The organism is Burkholderia sp. Ac-20353 (genome assembly GCF_017104785.1).
Taxonomy (GTDB): Bacteria; Pseudomonadota; Gammaproteobacteria; order Burkholderiales; family Burkholderiaceae; genus Burkholderia.
In genome coordinates this window covers 1-20,675 of sequence record NZ_JAAGPL010000152.1, presented here as the reverse complement: position 1 = coordinate 20,675, position 20,675 = coordinate 1, and the positions used below count along the sequence as shown (strand labels likewise).

The 20,675-nt window shown below is 66.1% G+C and carries 20 protein-coding genes and 3 pseudogenes; 16 read left to right on the top strand and 7 right to left on the bottom strand.

From position 1 onward, the window contains the following. Positions 1-215, top strand: a 215-nt coding sequence (locus G3N94_RS30170; RefSeq protein ID WP_205796596.1) for an aldehyde dehydrogenase family protein, incomplete at its 5' end; no start/stop codon positions are given. Positions 216-332: 117 nt separating this feature from the next. Here G3N94_RS30170 and G3N94_RS30165 read toward each other — a convergent pair. After that, positions 333-1,877, bottom strand: a complete 1,545-nt coding sequence (locus tag G3N94_RS30165) for a PAS domain-containing methyl-accepting chemotaxis protein (protein ID WP_205796594.1) — start codon at positions 1,875-1,877, stop codon at positions 333-335. A gap of 447 nt (positions 1,878-2,324) precedes the next feature. On the opposite strand from G3N94_RS30165, the gene G3N94_RS30160 reads away from it, so the two are divergent. After that, a complete protein-coding gene (locus tag G3N94_RS30160) occupies positions 2,325-2,795 on the top strand; it encodes a DUF523 domain-containing protein (protein WP_205796602.1) in 471 nt (156 codons plus the stop codon). Positions 2,796-2,912: 117 nt separating this feature from the next. On the opposite strand, the gene pcaF is transcribed toward G3N94_RS30160, so the two are convergent. Further along, entirely contained in the window at positions 2,913-4,115 is a 1,203-nt protein-coding gene (pcaF, locus tag G3N94_RS30155) for a 3-oxoadipyl-CoA thiolase (protein WP_205796593.1), read from the bottom strand. Between the two features lie 213 nt (positions 4,116-4,328). Between pcaF and G3N94_RS30150 the strand changes: the two genes are divergently transcribed. Then, the gene (locus G3N94_RS30150; RefSeq protein WP_205796591.1) at positions 4,329-5,117 is read left to right on the top strand and encodes an IclR family transcriptional regulator; all 789 of its coding nucleotides are present in this window, start codon (positions 4,329-4,331) and stop codon (positions 5,115-5,117) included. Positions 5,118-5,181: 64 nt separating this feature from the next. Here G3N94_RS30150 and G3N94_RS30145 read toward each other — a convergent pair whose 3' ends face one another. Next, positions 5,182-6,336, bottom strand: a complete 1,155-nt coding sequence (locus G3N94_RS30145; RefSeq protein ID WP_205796590.1) for a branched-chain amino acid ABC transporter substrate-binding protein — start codon at positions 6,334-6,336, stop codon at positions 5,182-5,184. A 404-nt stretch (positions 6,337-6,740) separates the two neighbouring features. On the opposite strand from G3N94_RS30145, the gene asd reads away from it, so the two are divergent. Next, positions 6,741-7,580: an archaetidylserine decarboxylase gene (gene asd, locus G3N94_RS30140; RefSeq protein WP_205796589.1), complete on the top strand. Its 840-nt coding sequence runs from the start codon at positions 6,741-6,743 to the stop codon at positions 7,578-7,580. A gap of 40 nt (positions 7,581-7,620) precedes the next feature. Here asd and G3N94_RS30135 read toward each other — a convergent pair whose 3' ends face one another. Beyond that, a complete protein-coding gene (locus G3N94_RS30135; protein WP_205796588.1) occupies positions 7,621-8,211 on the bottom strand; it encodes a glutathione S-transferase family protein in 591 nt (196 codons plus the stop codon). A gap of 85 nt (positions 8,212-8,296) precedes the next feature. Further along, complete coding sequence (locus G3N94_RS30130; protein ID WP_205796587.1) at positions 8,297-8,662, bottom strand: hypothetical protein; 366 nt, start codon at positions 8,660-8,662, stop codon at positions 8,297-8,299. Positions 8,663-8,744: 82 nt separating this feature from the next. On the opposite strand from G3N94_RS30130, the gene G3N94_RS30125 reads away from it, so the two are divergent. Beyond that, entirely contained in the window at positions 8,745-9,191 is a 447-nt protein-coding gene (locus tag G3N94_RS30125) for a MarR family transcriptional regulator (protein WP_205796586.1), read from the top strand. A gap of 48 nt (positions 9,192-9,239) precedes the next feature. On the opposite strand, the gene G3N94_RS30120 is transcribed toward G3N94_RS30125, so the two are convergent. After that, the gene (locus G3N94_RS30120) at positions 9,240-9,638 is read right to left on the bottom strand and encodes a DUF1801 domain-containing protein (protein WP_205796585.1); all 399 of its coding nucleotides are present in this window, start codon (positions 9,636-9,638) and stop codon (positions 9,240-9,242) included. A 201-nt stretch (positions 9,639-9,839) separates the two neighbouring features. Here G3N94_RS30120 and G3N94_RS30115 point away from each other — a divergent pair. The 4 genes and pseudogenes from G3N94_RS30115 (at position 9,840) to G3N94_RS30105 (ending at position 13,207) form a co-directional block, all read left to right on the top strand. Next, a pseudogene (locus G3N94_RS30115) lies at positions 9,840-10,433 on the top strand (hypothetical protein). Between the two features lie 37 nt (positions 10,434-10,470). Beyond that, positions 10,471-10,811 (top strand): annotated as a pseudogene (locus G3N94_RS42690) (LysR substrate-binding domain-containing protein); the annotation flags it as partial. A 236-nt stretch (positions 10,812-11,047) separates the two neighbouring features. Continuing rightward, on the top strand, positions 11,048-11,830 hold the full coding sequence (locus G3N94_RS30110) for an ABC transporter substrate-binding protein (RefSeq protein ID WP_205796584.1): 783 nt from the start codon (positions 11,048-11,050) through the stop codon (positions 11,828-11,830). Between the two features lie 261 nt (positions 11,831-12,091). Continuing rightward, positions 12,092-13,207 (top strand): succinylglutamate desuccinylase/aspartoacylase family protein, encoded by a 1,116-nt coding sequence (locus tag G3N94_RS30105; protein WP_205796583.1) that lies wholly within the window; start codon positions 12,092-12,094, stop codon positions 13,205-13,207. Between the two features lie 4 nt (positions 13,208-13,211). On the opposite strand, the gene G3N94_RS30100 is transcribed toward G3N94_RS30105, so the two are convergent. After that, a complete protein-coding gene (locus G3N94_RS30100) occupies positions 13,212-14,021 on the bottom strand; it encodes a MetQ/NlpA family ABC transporter substrate-binding protein (RefSeq protein WP_205796582.1) in 810 nt (269 codons plus the stop codon). A gap of 307 nt (positions 14,022-14,328) precedes the next feature. Here G3N94_RS30100 and G3N94_RS30095 point away from each other — a divergent pair, with 307 nt between their 5' ends. From G3N94_RS30095 to G3N94_RS30065, 7 genes and pseudogenes are all read left to right on the top strand, one after another. After that, on the top strand, positions 14,329-15,477 hold the full coding sequence (locus G3N94_RS30095) for a porin (RefSeq protein ID WP_205796581.1): 1,149 nt from the start codon (positions 14,329-14,331) through the stop codon (positions 15,475-15,477). A gap of 205 nt (positions 15,478-15,682) precedes the next feature. Then, positions 15,683-15,943 carry a DUF2866 domain-containing protein gene (locus G3N94_RS30090; protein ID WP_205796600.1) on the top strand — a complete coding sequence of 87 codons (261 nt, stop codon included), beginning with the start codon at positions 15,683-15,685 and terminating at the stop codon, positions 15,941-15,943. Positions 15,944-16,076: 133 nt separating this feature from the next. Beyond that, positions 16,077-16,460, top strand: a complete 384-nt coding sequence (locus tag G3N94_RS30085) for a DUF6232 family protein (protein WP_205796598.1) — start codon at positions 16,077-16,079, stop codon at positions 16,458-16,460. Positions 16,461-16,555: 95 nt separating this feature from the next. After that, positions 16,556-16,783 carry a hypothetical protein gene (locus G3N94_RS30080; protein WP_205796580.1) on the top strand — a complete coding sequence of 76 codons (228 nt, stop codon included), beginning with the start codon at positions 16,556-16,558 and terminating at the stop codon, positions 16,781-16,783. 270 nt (positions 16,784-17,053) lie between these two features. Continuing rightward, entirely contained in the window at positions 17,054-19,327 is a 2,274-nt protein-coding gene (locus tag G3N94_RS30075) for a TonB-dependent hemoglobin/transferrin/lactoferrin family receptor (protein WP_205796578.1), read from the top strand. 49 nt (positions 19,328-19,376) lie between these two features. Then, positions 19,377-20,465, top strand: coding sequence for a ChuX/HutX family heme-like substrate-binding protein (locus G3N94_RS30070; protein WP_205796576.1), 1,089 nt, complete (start codon positions 19,377-19,379; stop codon positions 20,463-20,465). Between the two features lie 32 nt (positions 20,466-20,497). After that, positions 20,498-20,675 (top strand): annotated as a pseudogene (locus G3N94_RS30065) (hemin ABC transporter substrate-binding protein); the annotation flags it as partial.

The following is a 20,675-nucleotide window of genomic DNA, read 5'->3' as shown; positions in this document are numbered from 1 at the left end:
TCGGCCTGGCCGCGTACTTCTACAGCCGCGACATCGGCCGCGTGTGGAAGGTTGCCGAAGCGCTCGAATACGGGATGGTCGGCGTGAACACGGGCCTGATCTCGAACGAAGTCGCGCCGTTCGGCGGTGTGAAGCAATCGGGCCTCGGCCGCGAAGGCTCGCACTACGGGATCGACGACTACGTCGTGATCAAGTACCTCTGTCTCGCTGTCTGAAGGCTTGATGCTTGAGGCTTGAGGCCTGCGCCCGCGCGAAGCGGGAACAGGCCCTGGCCGCCCGGCCGGAAAACCGGGCGGCCTGACGCGGGTCGGCGCCTCTCCGCCGCGCCCGCGTCACCTGAACACGTTCACCGCGTCCACCAGCCGCGTCGTCTGCTGCTTCAGGCTCTCCGACGCCGCCGTGCTCTGCTCGACGAGCGCCGCGTTCTGCTGCGTGATGTTGTCCAGATGCACGACCGCCTGGTCGACCTGCGCGACGCCGCTGCTCTGCTCCACCGTCGACGAGCTGATTTCCGCGATCAAATCCGACACGCGCTTCACCTGCGTGACGATCTCCTCCATCGTCTTGCCCGCATCGTCGACGATCCGCGCGCCCGACTCGACCCGGTCGACGCTTGCACCGATCAGCGTCTTGATCTCCTTCGCCGCATTCGCGCTGCGCTGCGCGAGCGCCCGCACCTCGCCCGCGACCACCGCGAAGCCGCGCCCCTGGTCGCCCGCCCGCGCGGCCTCGACCGCCGCATTCAGCGCGAGGATGTTGGTCTGGAACGCGATCCCGTCGATCACGCCGATGATGTCCGAGATCCGCCGCGAGCTCGCGGTGATGTCGTTCATCGTCGTGACGATCTCCGATACCGCGTGCCCGCCGCGCTCGGCGGCGTCGCTCGCGGTCACCGCGAGCTGGTTCGCCTGCAGCGCGGTTTCCGCATTGCTGTCGACGGTCGCCGTCATCTGCGCCATCGACGCCGCCGTTTCCTGCACGCTCGACGCGGCCTGCTCGGTGCGTGCGCTCAGGTCGTTGTTGCCCTGCGCGATCTCGTTGCTCGCGCGCTGCACGTTGTGCACCTGTTCGCTGACGTCGTCGACGAGCCAGCGGAACATCAGCCCGAGCTGGTTGATCGTGCGCAGCGTCATGCCGATCTCGTCGACGCGGTTCATCCGCACGCCGCGGCGGCTCTCGCCGGTCGCGACGTTCAGTGCCTGGTCGCGCAACTGCATGAGCGGACGCACGATCTGCGCATCGAGCCACGCGCCGGCCGCCACCGCGATCCCGGCTGTCGCCGCCGCGAACGCCGCGAGCGGGCCGCCCGTCAGGCCGCACGCCCAGCCCGCGCCGACGACGGCCGGCGCCATCGCGAGCAGCGCCGCGTGGATCCGCCAGCGCACTGACATCGTCTGGAACAGCGACGCGATGCGGAACAGCCCCGTGCGGACGATCAACCCCTTGTGGAACCGGCGGCTGCCGGCCTTGCCTTCGCGGAAGTCGCGATACAGCGCCTCGGCGGCCGCGATCTCGTCGCGCGGTGCCTTCGTGCGCACCGACATGTAGCCCTGCGGCTGCCCGTTGCGCATCACCGGCACCGCGTTCGCGCGCACCCAGTAGTGATCGCCGTTCTTGCGGCGGTTCTTCACGAGCGCCGACCACGCCTCGCCGCCCTTCAGCGTTGCCCACATGTCGGCGAACGCCTCCTTCGGCATGTCCGGGTGACGCACGACGTTGTGCGGCTGGCCTTCGAGCTCGTCGCCGGCAAACCCGCTCACCTGGATGAAGGTCGCGTTCGCATAGGTGATGATGCTGTCGGCATCGGTGGTCGACATCAGCGTCGCGTCGTCGGGAAACTCGAACTCGCGTTGCGTGACGGGCTGGTTGTTGCGCATGTGCTGGGCTCCGAACGGCGGGTCTCTCGCCCGCCTCAGGATTGAAGACTCGGGACCGGTCGCATGCGGGACGCACCCGCACGATTCTGGTCAGACCCCTGTACTTTCGGCAATCTTTTCGAAAACCTTACCCCTCGAGCGGAAAACCACCTCTAAATTCCGAATGTTCTGATCTATATCAACGATCGCGTCCGGAAATCCCGCTGATGCCCGTCCCGCCAAGCATTTCCGGTTATCGCACGATCCATCGCCGCGCTCCGGATTTGTGCGCGTGAACGGAAAAAGCAATCGCAATCCGGATATTTGCCGTCGATTGAAGGTCGCCGCGGCATCCGATCGGTAAGCCTGTCGTAAAATTTCCCGCCTTGTACCAGCCCCGAACGACGGAGAGCGAAATTGCAGAACGAGGAGCGACAGTCGCAGACGAAGCCGAAGATCCTGGTCAGCATGTGCGTGCTTGGCCACCCGGTCCGTTACAACGGCTCGGCGAAGACCGCCGCGCATCAGGCGCTCGAGCAATGGCAGTGCGAAGGACGCGTCGTGCCCATCTGTCCGGAACTCGCGGGGGGATTCAGCGTTCCGCGCCCGCCGGCCGAGATCGCGGACGGGGAATCGGGGCAACGGGTTCTGTCAGGCGCCGCGCGCATCGTCGACGTGACGGGCGCCGACGTGACGGGTCCGTTCATCGCCGGCGCACAGGCCGCACTGGCATTGGCGCGCGCGCACGACTGCCGGTTTGCAGTGCTCGCCGACGGAAGCCCGTCGTGCGGGAGTAGCTTTATTTATGACGGGAGTTTCTCGAACCGGCGGCATGCCGGCGCCGGCGTCACGGCGGCGCTGCTGCGGCAGCATGGGATCGAGGTGTTCGCGGATACGGAGATCGACGCGCTCAGCGCGCGCCTCGCGCACGTGTGCTGAGCGGGCTGAAGGCCCGTTCGGCACGGCGGTTGTCGTGCCGCGTGGTCAATCGATCGGAGCGCGGTCGGAGACGGCGAAGCGGCCCGACTCCGGGGCGCTTCGCCGCATCACCTCCGGTCAGACGCGCTCGATCGCGATCGCGATGCCCTGACCGACGCCGATGCACATCGTGCACAGCGCGTAACGCCCGTTCGTGCGATGCAGTTGGTACATCGCGGTCGTCACGAGACGCGCGCCGGACGCGCCGAGCGGGTGACCGAGCGCGATCGCGCCGCCATTCGGGTTCACGCGCGGATCGTCATCCGCGACGCCGAGCATCCGCAGCACCGCGAGACCTTGCGACGCGAACGCCTCATTCAGCTCGATCACGTCGAACTGGTCGATCGTCATGCCGAGCCGCGCGAGCAGCTTCTGCGTCGCCGGCGCCGGGCCGATGCCCATCACGCGCGGCGCGACGCCTGCGGTCGCAATGCCAAGCACGCGCGCGCGCGGCGTCAGGCCGAAGCGCTTCGCGCTCTCCTCGTTCGCGAGCAGCAGCGCGGCCGCGCCGTCGTTCACGCCCGACGCGTTGCCGGCCGTCACCGTGCCGTCCGGCCGCACGACGCCCTTGAGCTTCGCCAGCGTTTCCAGCGACGTCTCGCGCGGATGCTCGTCGCGCGCGACGACGAGCGGATCGCCCTTCTTCTGCGGAATCGTCACCGCGACGATTTCCTCGGCGAGCGTGCCGTCCTGCTGCGCACGCGCGGCCTTCTGCTGGCTGCGCAGCGCGAACTGGTCCTGGTCGGCGCGGCTGATGTTGTAGTCGGTCGCGACGTTTTCGGCCGTTTCCGGCATCGAATCGACGCCATGCAGCTGTTTCATCAGCGGATTGATGAAGCGCCAGCCGATCGTCGTGTCGAAGATGTCGGCTTGCCGCGCGAACGCGCTTGCCGACTTGCCCATCACGAACGGCGCGCGCGTCATGCTTTCGACGCCGCCCGCGATCATCAGCGCGGCCTCGCCGGACTTGATCGCGCGCGCGGCAGCACCGACCGCGTCCATCCCCGAGCCGCACAGGCGGTTGATCGTCGAGCCCGGCACGACCTGCGGCAGGCCCGCGAGCAGCAGCGACATGCGCGCGACGTTGCGATTGTCCTCGCCGGCCTGGTTCGCGCAGCCGTAGATCACGTCGTCGACCGCGGACCAGTCGACATCGCGGTTGCGCTCGACGAGCGCCTTGAGCGGCACCGCGCCCAGGTCGTCGGCGCGCACGCCGGACAGCGCGCCGCCGTAACGCCCGATCGGGGTGCGGATCGCGTCACACAGGAAAGCTTCGGTCATCAGTGTCTCCGGGTAATGGAACGGGCGCCCCCCGTTGCATGATTCGCCGGGATGCGCTTAAATGTTCTATATACGAACATAAGATCGCTTATCGAACGTTCAGGGCATCATAGGGAGTGCGGGGACGACCTGTCAAGCGCCGGCGACGGCCGTGCGGTTGGCGTGTCTGGCCCCATGCGCTATCTTCTCGGCTGCACGATATTCCGACAGGTCATGACTACCGACGACATCCAGGCCAAACCCGGCGACTCCTACGTCCAGTCGTTCGCGCGCGGGCTAGCGGTGATCCGCGCGTTCGACGCGGACCATCCCGAACAGACGCTCACCGAAGTCGCGTCCGCGACGGGCCTGACGCGCGCGGGCGCGCGCCGGATCCTTCTCACGCTGCAGACGCTCGGCTACGTCGAGGCGGACGGCCGGCTGTTCCGGCTCACGCCGAAGATACTCGAGCTCGGCTTCGCGTACCTGACGTCGATGCCGTTCTGGAACCTCGCCGAACCGGTGATGGAACAGCTTTCCGCGCAGATTCACGAAAGCTGCTCGGCCGCCGTGCTCGACCGCACCGAGATCGTCTATGTGCTGCGCGTGCCGACGCACAAGATCATGACGATCAACCTGTCGATCGGCAGCCGTCTGCCCGCGTACTGCACGTCGATGGGGCGCGTGCTGCTGTCCGCGCTCGACGACGCGGCGCTCGACGAGACGCTCGCGCAGAGCCCCATCCGCGCGCACACGCCGCGCACGATCACGGACCCCGGCGAACTGAAGGCCACGATCGCGCAGGTGCGCCAGCAGGGCTGGGCGATCGTCGACCAGGAACTGGAAGTGGGCCTGCTGTCGATCTCGGCGCCGATCCGCAACCGGCGCGGGCAGATCATCGCGGCGATGAACGTCAGCGGCAATGCGCAGCGCCATTCCGCGAAGCAGATGGTGAAGGAGTTTCTCGGCCCGCTGCAGCAGGCCGCGCAAACCGTGTCGGAGCTGGTTGCGCGAAGGGGGTGATGCGGCGCGGCGCCTGCGACGATCGCTGTTAAACGCGCGATCGCACAGGCGACGCTACCGTCAGTTACATCTTGACCTGGTCGAGGAAGGTCTTCTTTCCGCTCTTGTAGCCGTAGATCGAAATGATCCCGTGCGTGAGGTCGCCCTTCGCGTCGAAGGTCGTCGTGCCGATCACGCCGTCATACTTCGTCGACGGCATCACCGCGAGAATCTTCGCGGCATCGGTCGAGTTCGCCCGCTTCATCGCGTCGACGACGATGTAGACGGCATCATACGCAAACGGCGCGTCGAACTTGATGCCCTGGTTGAAGCGCTTCTGGTACTTGGCCAGGAACGCCGCGCCACCCGGCATCTTCTCGAGCGCAGCGCCCGCTTGCGAGCACAGCACGTTGTCGGCCGCCGGGCCGGCCAGTTCGGCCAGCTGGTCCGTGCATACGCCGTCGCCCGACAGGACCTTCGCGCGCAGGCCGAGCTGCTTCGCCTGCTTCGCGAGCGGGCCACCCGTCGCGTCCATGCCGCCGTACATGATCGCGTCCGGGTTCTCGCCCTTGATCTTGGTCAGGATCGCGCGGAAATCGACCGCCTTGTCGTTCGTCGCGTCGTGCGACAGCACCTTCAGGCCGAGCGCCTTCGCCTTCTTCTCGAACTCGTTCGCGAGACCCTGGCCGTAAGCGGTCGAATCGTCGACGACGGCCACGCTCTTGACACCCTTCGCCAGCGCATAGCTCGCGAGCGCCGGGCCCTGCTGCGCGTCGGTCGCGACCACGCGGTACGTCGTCTTGAAGCCTTGCTGCGTGTAGGTCGGGTTCGTGGCCGACGGCGAGATCTGCACGATGCCCGCGTCGCTGTAGATCTTCGACGCCGGAATCGACGTGCCGGAGTTCAGGTGCCCGATCACGGCGACGACCTTGTTGTCGACGAGCTTCTGTGCGACTTGCGTCGCCTGCCGCGGGTCGGCTGCGTCATCCTGTGCGTCGAGTTGCAGCGTGATCTTCTGGCCGCCGATCGTGAGCCCCTTGGCGTTGATCTCCTCGACCGCGAGGCGGGCGCCGTTTTCATTGTCCTTGCCGAGGTGGGAAATGCCGCCCGTCGTCGGTTCGACGCTGCCGATCTTGACGACCTGGTCGGCCATCGCGGACGCCGCGGCGGCAAAGGCCAGGGTTGCGACGGCACCGGTGATGACAGGCTTGCACAGCTTGACCGCAATGTTTCGTTCCATCTGCCCTCTCCAAAGAAGTTGATCGTTCTATCTGATCGTTCTATCGACGTCTCGATCGGTTCGGCCGGATACCCAGGCTCTGTCAGCTTGATCGGCAGAGTCCCCATCCCTCACGGGGCGGATCGCCTGCGCGCAGCGCTCGCGTCCGGCGGTCGCTTTCTCGACGCCGATGATCATGCACTAAATCTGGCGCGAACGTCATATGAATCTTGTTCGGCGCCGCCGCGTCACATCGCATGCCGAATCGGCGAACGGGGCTGTCAGGTTGGTGGACTGGCCGCGGTCGCGAAGAACATCACCATGCGAATCAATGTTGTAGATGTCCGCCGTCTCGGGGCGTCCTGCGCGGCGACCTGTCGAATGAGCGATACTTCGTGTTTTTTTCGAACCTGGGAAAGCCACTCGTGTCCGAGCGCCTGTTCGTCCAATTGCAGCATCTGCTGCCCAAGCTCCTCATCACACGCCTGCTCGGCTTTCTTGCGCGCCAGCGCGCCGGCGCGTTGACTCGGTGGGCGATACGCCGCTTCATCGCCCGCTACAACGTCAACATGGCAGAAGCCGCGCAGACGGAACCCGGCGCCTACGCCACCTTCAACGACTTTTTCACCCGTGCGTTGCGGCCCGGCGCGCGCCCTCTGGCGACAGCGCGACTGGTTTGTCCGGTAGACGGCGCGATCAGCCAGTTCGGTCGCATCGAGCGCGACCAGATCTTCCAGGCCAAGGGCAAATCCTTCAGCAGCAGCGCGTTGCTGGCCGGCAATCAGGAACTGGCAAGCCAGTTCGATGACGGTCTGTTCGCCACCCTCTATCTCAGCCCGCGCGACTACCACCGCATCCACATGCCGTGCGACGGCCGCCTGGTCTCGATGAGCTATGTCCCCGGCGAGCTGTACTCCGTGAACCCGGCCACCGCGCGCGGCGTCGATGCACTGTTCGCGCGCAACGAGCGCGTGGTGTGTCACTTCGACTCGCCTCAGGGCCCATTCGCGCTGGTGCTGGTAGGCGCCACCATCGTCGGCAGCATGGCGACCGCGTGGCACGGCGTAGTCAATCCGCCGCGCAGCCCCAGCGTGCGCCACTGGGACTATCGCGACAGGAATATCATCCTGAAGCAAGGCGAGGAGATGGGGCGCTTCCTGCTAGGCTCGACCGTGGTGCTGCTGTTCCCGCAGGGGCCACTGCAATTCAATCCCGACTGGGCGCCGACGCGCGCGGTGTGCCTGGGTGAGGCCATGGCCGACTGACGCTAGCGAGGGCGTCGAGCACGCGCGCCGGCCTTCGATCTCACGCCGCCCTGCGCGCGTCCGCAATCCGCTGCGGCGCCCGCGGCCGCGCATACAGGCGTTCGAGATACGCGCGCAATTGCGGGAATCCGTCGATCAGATAGGCGGTCACGCAGTCGGCAACGGTCAACGTATCGCCGACGATGAATTGCCGCCCTTCGAGATGCTTGTCGAGAATCGTCGCCATCGCGACGAAATCCTCGCGCGCGAGCGCGATATCGGCCGGCAGCCGCTTGTCCGGCGGATAGAGCATCGTGTGCCGCGTGATTCTCCACAGCGGCTGTTCGAGTTCGGTGACCGCGAACATGACCCAGCGGTACGCCTGCGCCCGCTCGGCGAGATCGGTGGGCAACAACGCCTTCTGCGGATACTTGTCCGCGAGATACAGCACGATCGCAGCCGATTCGGGAATCACGAGGTCGCCGTCCACCAGCACGGGAACCTTGCCTGCGGGATTGACGCGCAGGAATTCGGGCCGCTTGTGCTCGCCTTCGAGCAGGTTGACCGAGATGAATTCGAAATCCGCGTCGAGTTCCTTGAGCCCCCAAAGCGCGCGTTGCGAACGGGTCCCGGCGAATCCGTAAAGCTTCATGACGAATCTCCAAAGTGTCGAGGAAACCATCTGCGTGCGGGCGGCGGTCGGATCGCCCCGCATCACGCCCGCAGCGCTGCGCCGTTCAGGCGCCGGGGATCGGCAGGACCGGCATTACGTCGACCGACTCGCCCGGGAAAATCGTGAAATGCGGGTGGCCTTCGAACAGCCTGGCCGCGTCGTCGTGTGAAGCCGCACGCACGACGGTGAAGGCCGTCAGCGCGTTACTCGTTTCGGTTATCCCGTGTTCGCCGATGGTCCTGGTCTTGCCGAGCGGGCCGCCGAGCTCGACGATCGCCGCCTGATGCTTTTCGACCCAGGCCTTCCACGCGGCGATGCCTTCCTTTTCCTTCGCCTGCCGTTCCGGTTCCGAAAGCGACAACCACGCTTTCATGCGCGGGCTGTCCTTGCCGGCGAGGAATACCGCGAGAAACAATTGCTGTGCACTCATGCGTCCTCCGTCCGATGACAGGAGCAACGGGACGTCGCTCCTTGCCCTTGACACGATAGGTTGATATCAACACAATTGCAACATGTCTCGCGCGAAAGATCTCCCCTTCGAAACGACGCTGATGGTGCGCGATTGCTGCCTGTGCCTGCACATGCAGCGCGCGGCGCGCAACCTTGCGCGGATCTTCGACGATGTGCTGCGTCCGCTGGATCTCACGAACGGGCAGTTTTCGCTGCTGATGTCGCTGAACCGGCCCCATCCGCCGGCGATGAAAGACGTGTCGTCACTGCTGGCGATGGATCGCACGACGCTGACGGCCGCGCTCAAGCCGCTCGAACGGCGCGGCCTGGTCGCCATCGAGCAGGATCCGGACGACCGGCGCAGCCGCCTGCTCAGCCTGACGCCCGCCGGCGAGCGGCTGCTCGCCAACGCGTTCCCTTTGTGGCAACAGGCGCATGCCGACATCGAGCAGCAGTTCGCGCCGGGCGAGGTCGAGCAGTTGCGTCAACAGTTGCGCGCACTGTCGTAGTGGTCACGACGTCGATTGGCGGCGTCGTGTCGTTCGTCATCCGAAATATCAGGCTTTCGCTTTCGACTTGTTCAGCGACACGGCCGCGCGCACGAGCGTCTTCAGCGCCGCCTCGTTGATCGCCTCGCCCTCGCGAATGTCGATCGCACGCCGTGTGTTCCCTTCGAGGCTCGAATTGAACAGCCCGGCGGGGTCCGCCAGCGCCGCCCCTTTCGCGAAGGTCATTTTCACGACGCTCTTGTAGGTCTCGCCGGTGCAGATGATGCCGCCATCGGACCACACGGGCACGCCGCGCCATTTCCATTCCTCGACGACGTCCGGGTCGGCTTCCCTGATCAGCGCGCGCAGCCGGCTGAGCGTTTCGCCGCGCCAGTCGCCGAGTTCGTCGATTCTCCCGTCGATCAGTTCGGAAGGAGACTTGCTGTCCTGCGGCCCGTCATGCTTCATGTCCTGTTCTCCTCGAGCGTCAACGCCGCCCCGGCGTCACGGTGCGCCCTTCGCACGCTGCCGGTCACTATAGGCGACGCCGCGCACGAGTCAAGCGACGATGTGGATACCCGACGCACAACGGAGCCCGCAGCGTGGTTCCGCGTCCCGACGCCGTCGCGCGGCCGATGCTACGATCGCGCTTTATCCTCCGGAGCCGCCATGAACGCGCTCGGCATCGTATCCGAATCGGCAACCGCGACGTCCACGCTCCGGCCGCGGTTCATCCCGTCGTTCGGTTTCTACGAAATGCATCAGTCGAACCCGATCGATGCTGCGCCGCCGCGTATCATCGACGCCGTCGCGTCGCTCGACATGCGCAGCGACGCTGTCGTCGACACGCTTCTCACGGTTCGCGAACTGCCGCAGACGCTCGTCGATGTGCTGTGAAACCGGCGCGCGCTGGACGAACGCACGCCGTTCGGTTTGCATGCGTTCACGCCGTTGCAGCGTGACGACCGGTCGCTCACGCTGGGCCTCGTCGGACGTTTCTGGCGTCCCGATTTCGGTCTCGCTGCGATCCACGACGCCGCCGCATTCATGCAGCACGACGACGCGCGCAACGCCAGGCTCGTGCTGCGTTATCAGGTGATCGAAACGAGCGACGGCACGCGCGTGCTGCGTACCGAAACCTTCGTGCATTGCCCGACGACGCGCACGCGTGTGCTGTTCACGCCTTACTGGCTCGCGATTCGTGCCGCAAGCGGCTGGATCCGTCGGCGCACGCTGAACGCGATCGAACGCGCGATGGCTTAGGGTCTGCTTAGGGTCTCCTTACGATCTGTTTATGCCGTTGCGCGCCGGTGCGCTCGACATCGCTGCAATGCACCATGTGCCCGCGCTCGACCGCGCTTTCACGCAATCGCCGCTGTTCTCGACCGGGTTCGTGGCCGTAATGCGCGACGGCCACCCGCTCGCGCACACGCGCCGCCTAGAGGAATTGCTCGAAACCGAGTGGATCGTCACCGTGAGCGCCGATCAGTTTCCGCACGGCGTGACGCTGACGATGTTCGCCGCGCGCGGACTGCCGCGCCTCGACCTGTCGATCATCGCGCGTCGCGAACTGCGCCGACGCAGGCCATCACGCAGTTCATCACCTCGTTGCAGCAAGCAGTCAACGAAACGCCGGGCTGAATCGTTCCTGTACTCGAAACGGCTGCGCGGATGCGGTAGCGCCGCCGTTTGGCCCGGCTGGCGGCTATCGGGGCATCTCCTAGGCGCACCACCGGTATTTTGTCTTGATAATCTCCGCACGTCGCGCGCCCCCATCGGGCAGGCGAAACGGACAGTCCGACGCGAAGCCGCGCCGGGCCGAAGGCATACGGCGCGGCACAACCGCGCACCCATCGAACAAAACGAGGAGTCACCTAGTGAAAAAGATTCTTGCGGCTGTGACCGTTGCCCTGCTCGCCGTATCGGCCGGCAGCGCGTACGCGAAGGACTGGACGACCGTGCGTTTCGGCGTCGACGCAAGCTACCCGCCTTTCGAATCGAAAGGCACGGATGGCAAGGTCATGGGCTTTGACGTCGACCTGGGTAACGAAATCTGCCGCCGCATGAACGCGAAGTGCGTGTGGATCGAGAACGACTTCGACGGCATGATCCCCGCACTGAAGGCGCGCAAGTTCGACGGCGTGCTGTCGTCGATGTCGATGACGCCGGCGCGTGAAGAGCAGATCGCGTTCTCGACGAAGCTGTTCAACACGCCGACGCGACTCGTCGAGAAGAAAGGCGCGAACCTGATGCCGACCGACGCGGCGGTGAAGGGCAAGCGCATCGGCGTCGAGCAGGGCACGATCCAGGAGACCTACGCGAAGGTTCACTGGGCACCGGCCGGCGCGACGATCGTGCCGTACCAGAACCAGGACCAGGTGTACGCCGACCTGATCGCGGGCCGTCTCGACGGCGCGCTGCAGGACGCAGTGCAGGCCGACATCGGCTTCCTGAAGACGCCGCGCGGCGCAGGCTTCCAGTTCGCGGGCAGCGACCTCGACGATCCGAAGACGCTCGGCAACGGCGCCGGCATCGGCCTGCGCAAGGAAGACACCGACCTGAAGGCGAAGATCGACAAGGCGATCGGCGACATGCGCAAGGACGGCACGTACGACAAGATCGCGAAGAAGTACTTCGATTTCGACGTCTACGGCAAGTAAGCGCGACGTAAGCGACAAACAAGCGCGCGGGTTCCGCGCACGCAGACGGGCTCCGCGAGGAGCCCGTTTTTTTTATGCGCGCGCGCAAAGAAACATGCGGCACGCAGCCGCGCGCACGCTGATTTTTTTCGCGTCAACCGAATGATTTTCAACGGAAAAAGCGGTGTTCCGGTGCTGGTTTGATGGGTTCGCGAAAGGCAACGTACAATCGATCTTCCACGCACACCGGATCATTCGCGGCTGCGCCGCACTCTCCTCATCATGCAAACGCAGACCCATCCGCTGATTTCCCCCGCCCTTGGTACCGAACGCCAGATCACGAGCTTCCACTACGGCCCGCGCGGCGGCAAGAAGATCTACATCCAGTCGTCGCTGCACGCCGACGAGTTGCCCGGCATGCTGGTCGCCACGCTGCTGCGCCGCAAGCTCGCGGCGCTCGAAGCGGCCGGCAAGCTGCGCGGCGAAGTCGTCATCGTGCCGGTGCCGAACCCGATCGGGCTGTCGCAGCATGTGTTCGGCGACCACCTCGGCCGCTTCGAGCTCGGCTCGATGCAGAACTTCAACCGCAATTTCTACGATCTCGCGGCGCTCGTGCTGCCGCGCATCGAAGCCCGCCTGACCGACGACGCCGAGCGCAACGTCGCGATCGTGCGCGCGGCGATGCGCGAAGCGCTCGACGAGCAGAAGCCACGCACCGAGCTCGAATCGCAGCGCCTCGCGCTGCAGAAGCTGTCGTACGACGCCGACGTCGTGCTCGACCTGCATTGCGACAACGATGCGGTGATGCACCTGTATACGAACCCCGACCTGTGGCAAGACGTCGAGCCGCTCGCGCGCTACCTCGACGCGCAGGCGTCGCTGCTCGCGCTGAATTCGGTCGGCAACCCGTTCGACGAGATCCACAGCTTCTGCTGGTCGGATCTGCGCGAGCGCTTCAGCGGCCGCTTCCCGATTCCGAACGGCGCGATCTCGGTCACGATCGAGCTGCGCAGCGAGCGCGACGTGTCGTATGAGTTCGCGGAAAAGGATTCTCAGGCGATCGTCGAATACCTGACCGACCGCGGCGTGATCGACGGCACGCCCGCGCCGCTGCCGCCGCTCGCGTATCCGGCAACGCCGCTCGCGGGCACCGATCCGCTCGTCGCGCCGATGTCGGGCGTGATCGTGTTCCGCATGCCGGTCGGTGCGTGGATCGAGGCCGGTGACGAGGTGGTCGACATCGTCGATCCGCTGACCGATCGCGTCGTCACGCTGAAGAGCAGCGTGTCGGGCGTGATGTATGCGCGCCAGGTCGTGCGCTTCGCGACGGCCGGCATGGAAGTCGCGCGCATCGCCGGCGCGACGCCGTTCCGCACCGGTTCGCTGCTGACGGCCTGAGCGTTCAGAACGCCGGCACGATCGCGCCGCCGAACTTCGCGTTGATGAACTGGCGCACGTCGTCCGACTCGTAGGCCGCGACGAGCTTCTTCACCCACGGCTTGTCCCGGTCCTGCGCGCGCACCGCGATCAGGTTCGCGTACGGGCCTTTCAGATCCTCGATCGCGATCGCATCCTTCACCGGCGTGAGCCCAGCCTTCACCGCGTAGTCGGTGTTGATCGACGCGGCGTCGACGTCGGGCAGCGCGCGCGGCAGTTGCGCGGCGTCGAGCTCGACCAGCTTGATCTTCTTCGGGTTCTCGGCGACGTCGAGCGGCGTCGCGTTGACGCCGTTCGTGCCGACGCCCGGCTTCAGCTTGATCACGCCGTATTTCTGCAGCAGCAGCAACGCGCGGTTGCCGTTCGACGGATCGTTCTGGATGCCGACCTTCGCACCGACCGGCAAGTCCTTGAGCGATTTGAGCTTCTTCGAATAGAAGCCCATCGGCGACGTGTAGGTCAGGCCGACGTTGACGATCCTGTAACCGCGCTGCTTGATCTGGCTGTCGAGAAACGGCTGGTGCTGGAAGCCGTTCGCGTCGAGATCGCCCGCGTCGAGCGCGGCGTTCGGCTGCACGTAGTCGTTGAATTCGATGACCTTGATCGCGAGGCCGTCACGCGCGGCCACCTTCGTCACCTCGGCCCAGATCTGCGCGTCGGGGCCGCTCATCGTGCCGATCTTCAGGGCTTGCGATTCTGCGTGCGCGCCGGGCGCCGCGAATGTCAGGGCCGCGCCGAGCGCGGCAAGGCCGGTCAACCAGATCGAGCGTCGCATGGGGGTGTCCTCTATCCCGTGTCGTTGTAAGAATGCGCATCGTCCCACGGGGCCCGGCCGGCACCAACCAAGCTTATTTCATGTGCAAATTCCCGAGCGAAATCAAACGACAGACGAATTTGGCATAACCGCCGCGAGTGCAACCGGGCATGATTAAGTGTCGCATCGGCACCACACTGCAACTTTATGACAAGAGCTGTCACATTCATTACGTGCCCCGCCGATAAAGTTGCGGCCGGTCCGCAAGTGCGCCGTAAGAGCGCCGGAACCGCAACTGGACACGCAATTTACTCGCTCGGAGAATCCTTTGAACAAGAAACTGTTGACCGCAGCCATTCTGGCAGCGACGGCTAGCGCCGCTCACGCACAAAGCAGCGTCACGCTGTACGGCCTGATCGACGCAGGTATCAGCTACGTGAACCACAGCACGAAGACCGCGAGTGCCGCGGGCAGCAAGCTGTTCAAGTTTGACGACGGTATTGCGCAAGGCAGCCGCTGGGGCCTGCGTGGCACGGAAGACCTGGGCGGTGGCCTGAAGGCGATCTTCGTGCTCGAAAACGGCTTCAACGTCGGCACCGGCGCAGCGGGCCAGGGCGGCGCGATGTTCGGCCGCCAGGCATACGTCGGCCTGAGCACGGATCAGTACGGCACGGTGACGTTCGGCCGCCAGTACTCGTTCTCGACCGACATCCTCGGCGCGAACTACTCGACCGGTGGCAACACGGTCGCCGGCAACTACGCGTACCACGCTAACGACGTCGACCAGCTCACGTCGAGCCGCATCAACAACTCGGTGAAGTTCCAGAGCGTGAACTACGCCGGCTTCACGTTCGGCGCGATGTACGGCTTCTCGAACTCGACGGACTTCGCGGGTGCGCCGACGACGGCGTCGAACCCGTCGTCGCGTGCGTACAGCTTCGGCCTGAACTACGCAAACGGCCCGCTCGCAGTCGGCGCCGCGTACACGGACATCCGCTTCCCGGGCAGCTCGTCGCCGGCGTTCTCGACGACGTTCGCGAACGTCACCACGGGCAACGTCAGCGACCTGCGCACCTACGGCGTCGGCGGCCGCTACATCTGGGGCCCGGCGACGGCATGGGCGCTGTGGACGCGCACGCAGTTCAAGACGGTCTCCGGTGCAGGCGGCACGTTCTACAACGCGTATGAAGCGGGCGTCAAGTACGCATTCACGCCGGCCCTGTCGGCCGCTGCGGGCTACACGTACACGAACGCAACGCAAAACGGCGGCTCGGCTCACTGGAACCAGGGCAACCTCGCGCTCGACTACGCACTCAGCAAGCGTACCGACGTGTACGGCCTCGTGATCTACCAGAAGGCGTCGGGCAACAACGTCCAGGCGCAGATCGGTTCGAGCGCATCGAGCTACTTCGGTACGTCGGGCACCGGCTCGTCGAACCAGATCGCCGCTCGCGTCGGTATCCGTCACAAGTTCTAAAGCATTCGCTTAACACGCGGATCACGACGGCAAAAGCGCCCCGCCTCCTGGCGGGGCGCTTTTTTATGCACTTTTAAGTTTCGCTTAATTCTGGGCTGAGAGGATGCACTCACCCCCCCTGTTGGCCGCCTGAGCATCGGCGGCTTTTTTTTTGAGAGCGGTGGCGCAGCCGCCGTCCAACCCACGGACAGGATCGGAGGCCATGATGATCGAAGATACCGTTTTCAGCCATCTGCACACGATTCTGACGCGCCAGCACTCGCTGCCCGTCCAGAGCTGTCGCGTGTCAGTCGAAATGCTGCGCCCGTGGGGGCGCCCGTACCGGCTCGTCGAATGGACGATGCATATGGACGCCCCCGCGCGGCGCCAGATCGTGCCGGCCGACGCGACCGACGAGCAAATCGCCGAAGTGGTCGCGTCGCACGTGCCGGGACGCCTGTACGGCGACGGCCGGCTGCAGTTCTGACACCCCGTCATTCCAGCCGCTCCAGTCGTTTGCGCCCGTCCTCCGGCCCGCACATCCCGCGTGCGGCACTCGGTCTCGTTCGACGCGGCCGCGAAGTCTGTTACGCTGCGCGTTTTCGTCCATGCAATACATGATGGAAAACGCTTTCAACGAACGAGGCGTGACGGTCACGCGCAACGGCCTGTCGGCCGCCGGGCAAACCTTTGCACTGCGTGACATTCGCGATGTCGATGTCGTCACCGTCCCGAAGAACATTTTCCTGCCGTCACTGATTTCGCTGATCGGCGCCGTTGCGGCCGCCGTGGGCGGAATGTACGGATCGAGCGCCATACTCGTCGTCGGCGTGATGCTGGTGGTGGTCGGCTACCTCACGTGGAAGACGCAAGACGTCATGTACCGGCTCGTCGTCGAGATGCCAGACGGCAAGCGCGAAGCGCTGTCGAGCATCGATGCCGAATTCGTCGAGCGGGTCGCGCAGGTCGTACGCGATGCGCAGGCGGGCGCTGCGGCCAACTGAGTGGGCCACCGCGTCGGCGACGCGCGACGTTCGCGCGGCAACCGCCTAGTATGAAAAGACCGGCGCCCGCCGCCGCATCGTTCGAGGAGGTCGGCATGAACGTCCAATCGCTGTCTGGCGCGCTCCGCGCGCAGGAGTTGCTGCTCGTCTCGATGATCCGTGCGCTGCCCCCCGACGCACGCCGCGCGCTCGGCGAAATCTATGCCGAGCAGATCGCGTTCGCGGAAGACGCCAACCTCGAAGTCCGCGGCGAGCGCGACATGCACGATGCGTTCATTGCGCACGCGCGCAATCTGCTGATCCGCCTCGAATCGCTGTCGTAACGCGCGGCGTCCCGAGACGCCGCGGACAGCCTGCTGCAATCGGTCCCGCGGCCAACCCGCCGCATCGCGCGCCGACATTGCTCGCTCGCACGTGCCCGGGCACGTGCCGCAGCGACGCCTTGTATTGATAATGATTCTCATTTACAATTCAAACCGTTGTCGTAGACCTTTCAATCAACCGTCCGCCGCCCACCGCGTGCGGGCCGGCCAGCCAGGTGAACGCGTCACCCAGCCAGCCTTCGGGCTTGTTTCATCACCTGGAGACCACCTGTGCATTGCAATTCGCTGGCGCGGCGGCCAATGTGCGCCGCGCTGTTCGGCGCCTTGGGCGTCACCGTCACCCCGGCCTTCGCCGATGCGTCGCCGCAGCACGCAGCTTCGTCGCCCGCCGTCGTCGCTGCGTCGGCGCGCGGTCATGCCGCGCTGCTCGATCCCGTCACCGTAACGGCCACCCGCACCGAAACCGCCGCGAGCCGCACGGCAGCATCCGTATCGGTGCTCACCGACGACGATCTCGACGAGCAGCAGGCGGCGAACATCAAGGACGCGCTGCGCTACGAGCCGGGCGTTACCGTGCGCCGCACCGCGTACCGGCCCGGCAGCGCCGCGCTCGGCGGCGGCCGCGACGGCGATTCGAGCATCAACATCCGCGGCCTCGAAGGCAATCGCGTGCTGCTGATGGAAGACGGCATCCGCCTGCCGAGCGCGTTCTCGTTCGGGCCGCTCGAAGCAGGCCGCGGCGACTATGCGGACCTCGACACGTTGAAGCGCATCGAAATCCTGCGCGGCCCGGCGTCGGCGCTGTACGGCAGCGACGGCCTCACCGGCGCGGTGAACTTCATCACGAAGGACCCGCAAGACCTGCTGTCGATCTATCGCAAGCCTTACTACTTCTCGTTCCGGCCGAGTTACGACTCGGCCGATCGCAGCATCGGCGCGACCGTGTCGGCTGCGGCCGGCAACGATCGCGTGCAGGGGATGATCATCGCCGACGGCCGGCGCGGCCACGAGATCGATACACGCGGCAGCAACAACTCCGCGAGCACGCTGCGCACCACGTCGAATCCTCAGGATGTCTACTCGGAATCGCTGCTCGGCAAACTGGTCGTGAAGCCGACGTCGAGCGACACGCTCAAATTCACCGCGGAAACCGTGCAGCGCCGCATCGGCACGAACGTGCTGTCGGCGGTCAATCCGCCCACGACGCTCGGCCTCACGACGAGCGACCACCTCGAGCGCAACCGCTTCAGCATCGACTACGACTTCCATGACGACGCGCTCCGCTGGTTCCAGACCGCGCATACGCAGTTCTACTACCAGGAAGCGACGCAGGACCAGTATGCGTTCGAGACGCGCGGCGGCACGCTGCGCTCCCGCTCGCGCGACAACCGCTACCAGGAACACACGTTCGGCGGCTCGGCATTCGCGGAGAGCGGCTTCTCGACCGGCCCGTTCGCGCACAAGCTGCTTTACGGTGTCGACGGCAGCCTGTCGCGTGTGAAGAATTTCCGCAACGGCACGGTGCCGGGTGTCGGCGAGGCGTTCCCGAACAAGGCGTTCCCCGACACCGACTACACGCTGCTCGGCGCGTTCGTGCAGGACCAGATCGGCTACGGGCGCCTCCTCGTCACGCCGGGGCTGCGCTTCGACGCGTACCGGCTGAGCCCGACCGGAAACGATCCGCTGTTCACGGGCAAGGCCGTCTCGACGAGCGCGCGCGAACTGTCGCCGCGCGTCGCGGTGCTGTACGAGATCACGCCCGCGCTGATTCCTTACGCGCAGTATGCGCACGGCTTCCGCACGCCGACGCCGGACCAGGTCAACAGCAGCTTCTCGAATCCGGTGTTCGGCTATACGTCGATCGGCAACCCCGACCTGAAGCCCGAGACGAGCGACACGTTCGAAGCGGGCCTGCGCGGCAAGGCGGGCACCGGCTACGGTGTCGTGCGCTACAGCGCAGCGGCATTCACGGGCCGCTATCGCAACTTCATCTCGCGCAGCACGATCGCCGGCAGCGGCCGGCCGAACGATCCGTTCGTGTTCCAGTACGTGAACTTCGCCGACGCGCGCATCCACGGCCTCGAAGGCCGCGCGGAATGGATCATGCCGAACGGCGTCACGCTGAAGACCGCGCTGGCCTTCACGAAGGGCTCGACGCAGAAGAACGGCGCGGCCAGCCAGCCGCTCGACTCGGTTAACCCGTTCTCCGCGGTGTTCGGCGTGCGCTACGAGCCCGGCGAGCGCTGGTTCGTGCAGACCGACCTGCTGTTCCAGGCCGCAAAGCGCGACAACGACATCCCGGCCGGCGCGTGCCCGGGGGCGAAAACATCGTGCTTCGCGCCGCCGTCGTCGTTCGTCGTCGACGTGCGCGGCGGCTATCGCTTCAACAAGCACGTGAGCGCCACCATCGGCATTCGCAACCTGTTCGACCGCAAGGTCTGGAACTGGTCGGACGTGCGCGGCCTCGCGGCCGATGCGCAGGTGCTCGACGCGTATACCGCGCCGGGGCGCACCGTCGCCGTCAGCATGAAGGTGGATTTCTGATGCGCACCGCCCGCTTTCCCTCTCCCCCCGTCACCCGAAGGAGTCCGACATGATGCAATCCGCCGTTCCCGGTCAATCCGTCCCGCCGATGCGCACGGCCACCGCGCTGCGCGATGCGTTCGTCAAGCTCAAGGCCGAGCGCCAGCTTCGCAACCGCGACGCCGCCCGCGCGCTCGGCGTCAGCGAAGGCGAGGCGCTCGCCGCGTTCGTCGGCGAGCACGTCGTCCGGCTCGACGCGCGCTTCCCGGCGATGTTCGAGGAATTGCCGCGGCTCGGCCGCGTGATGGCGCTCACACGTAACGAAACCGCTGTCCACGAGAAGGACGGCGAGTATGCACAGATGAGTCACGACGGCCCGGTCGGCCTCGCGCTCGGCGACATCGATCTGCGCATCTTCTACCGCCATTGGGCGTCCGCATTCGCGGTGCGCGACGCGACCGCGCACGGCACGCTGAAGAGCCTGCAGTTCTTCGATGCACATGGCGACGCGATCCACAAGGTCTACCTGCGCGCGCACAGCGATCACGCGGCGTTCGATGCGTTCGTCGAACGCTGGCGCGCGCCGTCGCAGGAGCCGGGGCTCGCGGTCACGCCGATCGCGGCCAAGACCCCCGAGCGCGCCGACACCGAGATCGACGTCGCCGGCTTCCGCGCGGCGTGGGACGCGATGACCGACACGCACCAGTTCTTCGGCATCACGCAGCGCTTCGGCGTGAGCCGGATGCAGGCGCTGCGGCTCGCCGAGCCGCGGTACGCGTATCCGGTCGGCACGCGCGCGCTGCGGCACGCGCTCGAACATGCGTCGGCCAGCGCACAGCCGATCATGGTGTTCGTCGGCAACGCGGGGATGATCCAGATCCACACCGGGCCGGTCGTGAACGTGCGCGACGTCGGCGCATGGATCAACGTGCTCGATCCCGGTTTCAACCTGCACGTGCGCGAGGACATGATCGCCGCCGCGTGGGTCGTGAAAAAGCCGACGAGCGACGGCCTCGTCACGTCGCTCGAACTGTTCGACCGGCAGCGCGAGCACGTCGCGCTGCTGTTCGGCGAGCGCAAGCCGGGCCGGCCGGAACGCGACGACTGGCGAGCGCTGGTCGCGCGCTTGCCGCCGGCCGAGCACGGAGACGCACGGTGAGCGGCGGATCGTTCAGCATCCGGCGCCGCGTGCTGCTCGCAAGCGTGGCCGCCGGTGCGCTCGCGGGCGGGTTGCAAGGCCGGGCGCGCGCGCAGTCGCGGGCGAAGCGCGTCGTCGTGATCGGCGGCGCGCTCGCGGAAACGGCGTTCGCGCTCGGCGGCGCCGACACGCGCGGGTTTCAGCTCGTCGGCGCCGATACGACCTGCACGT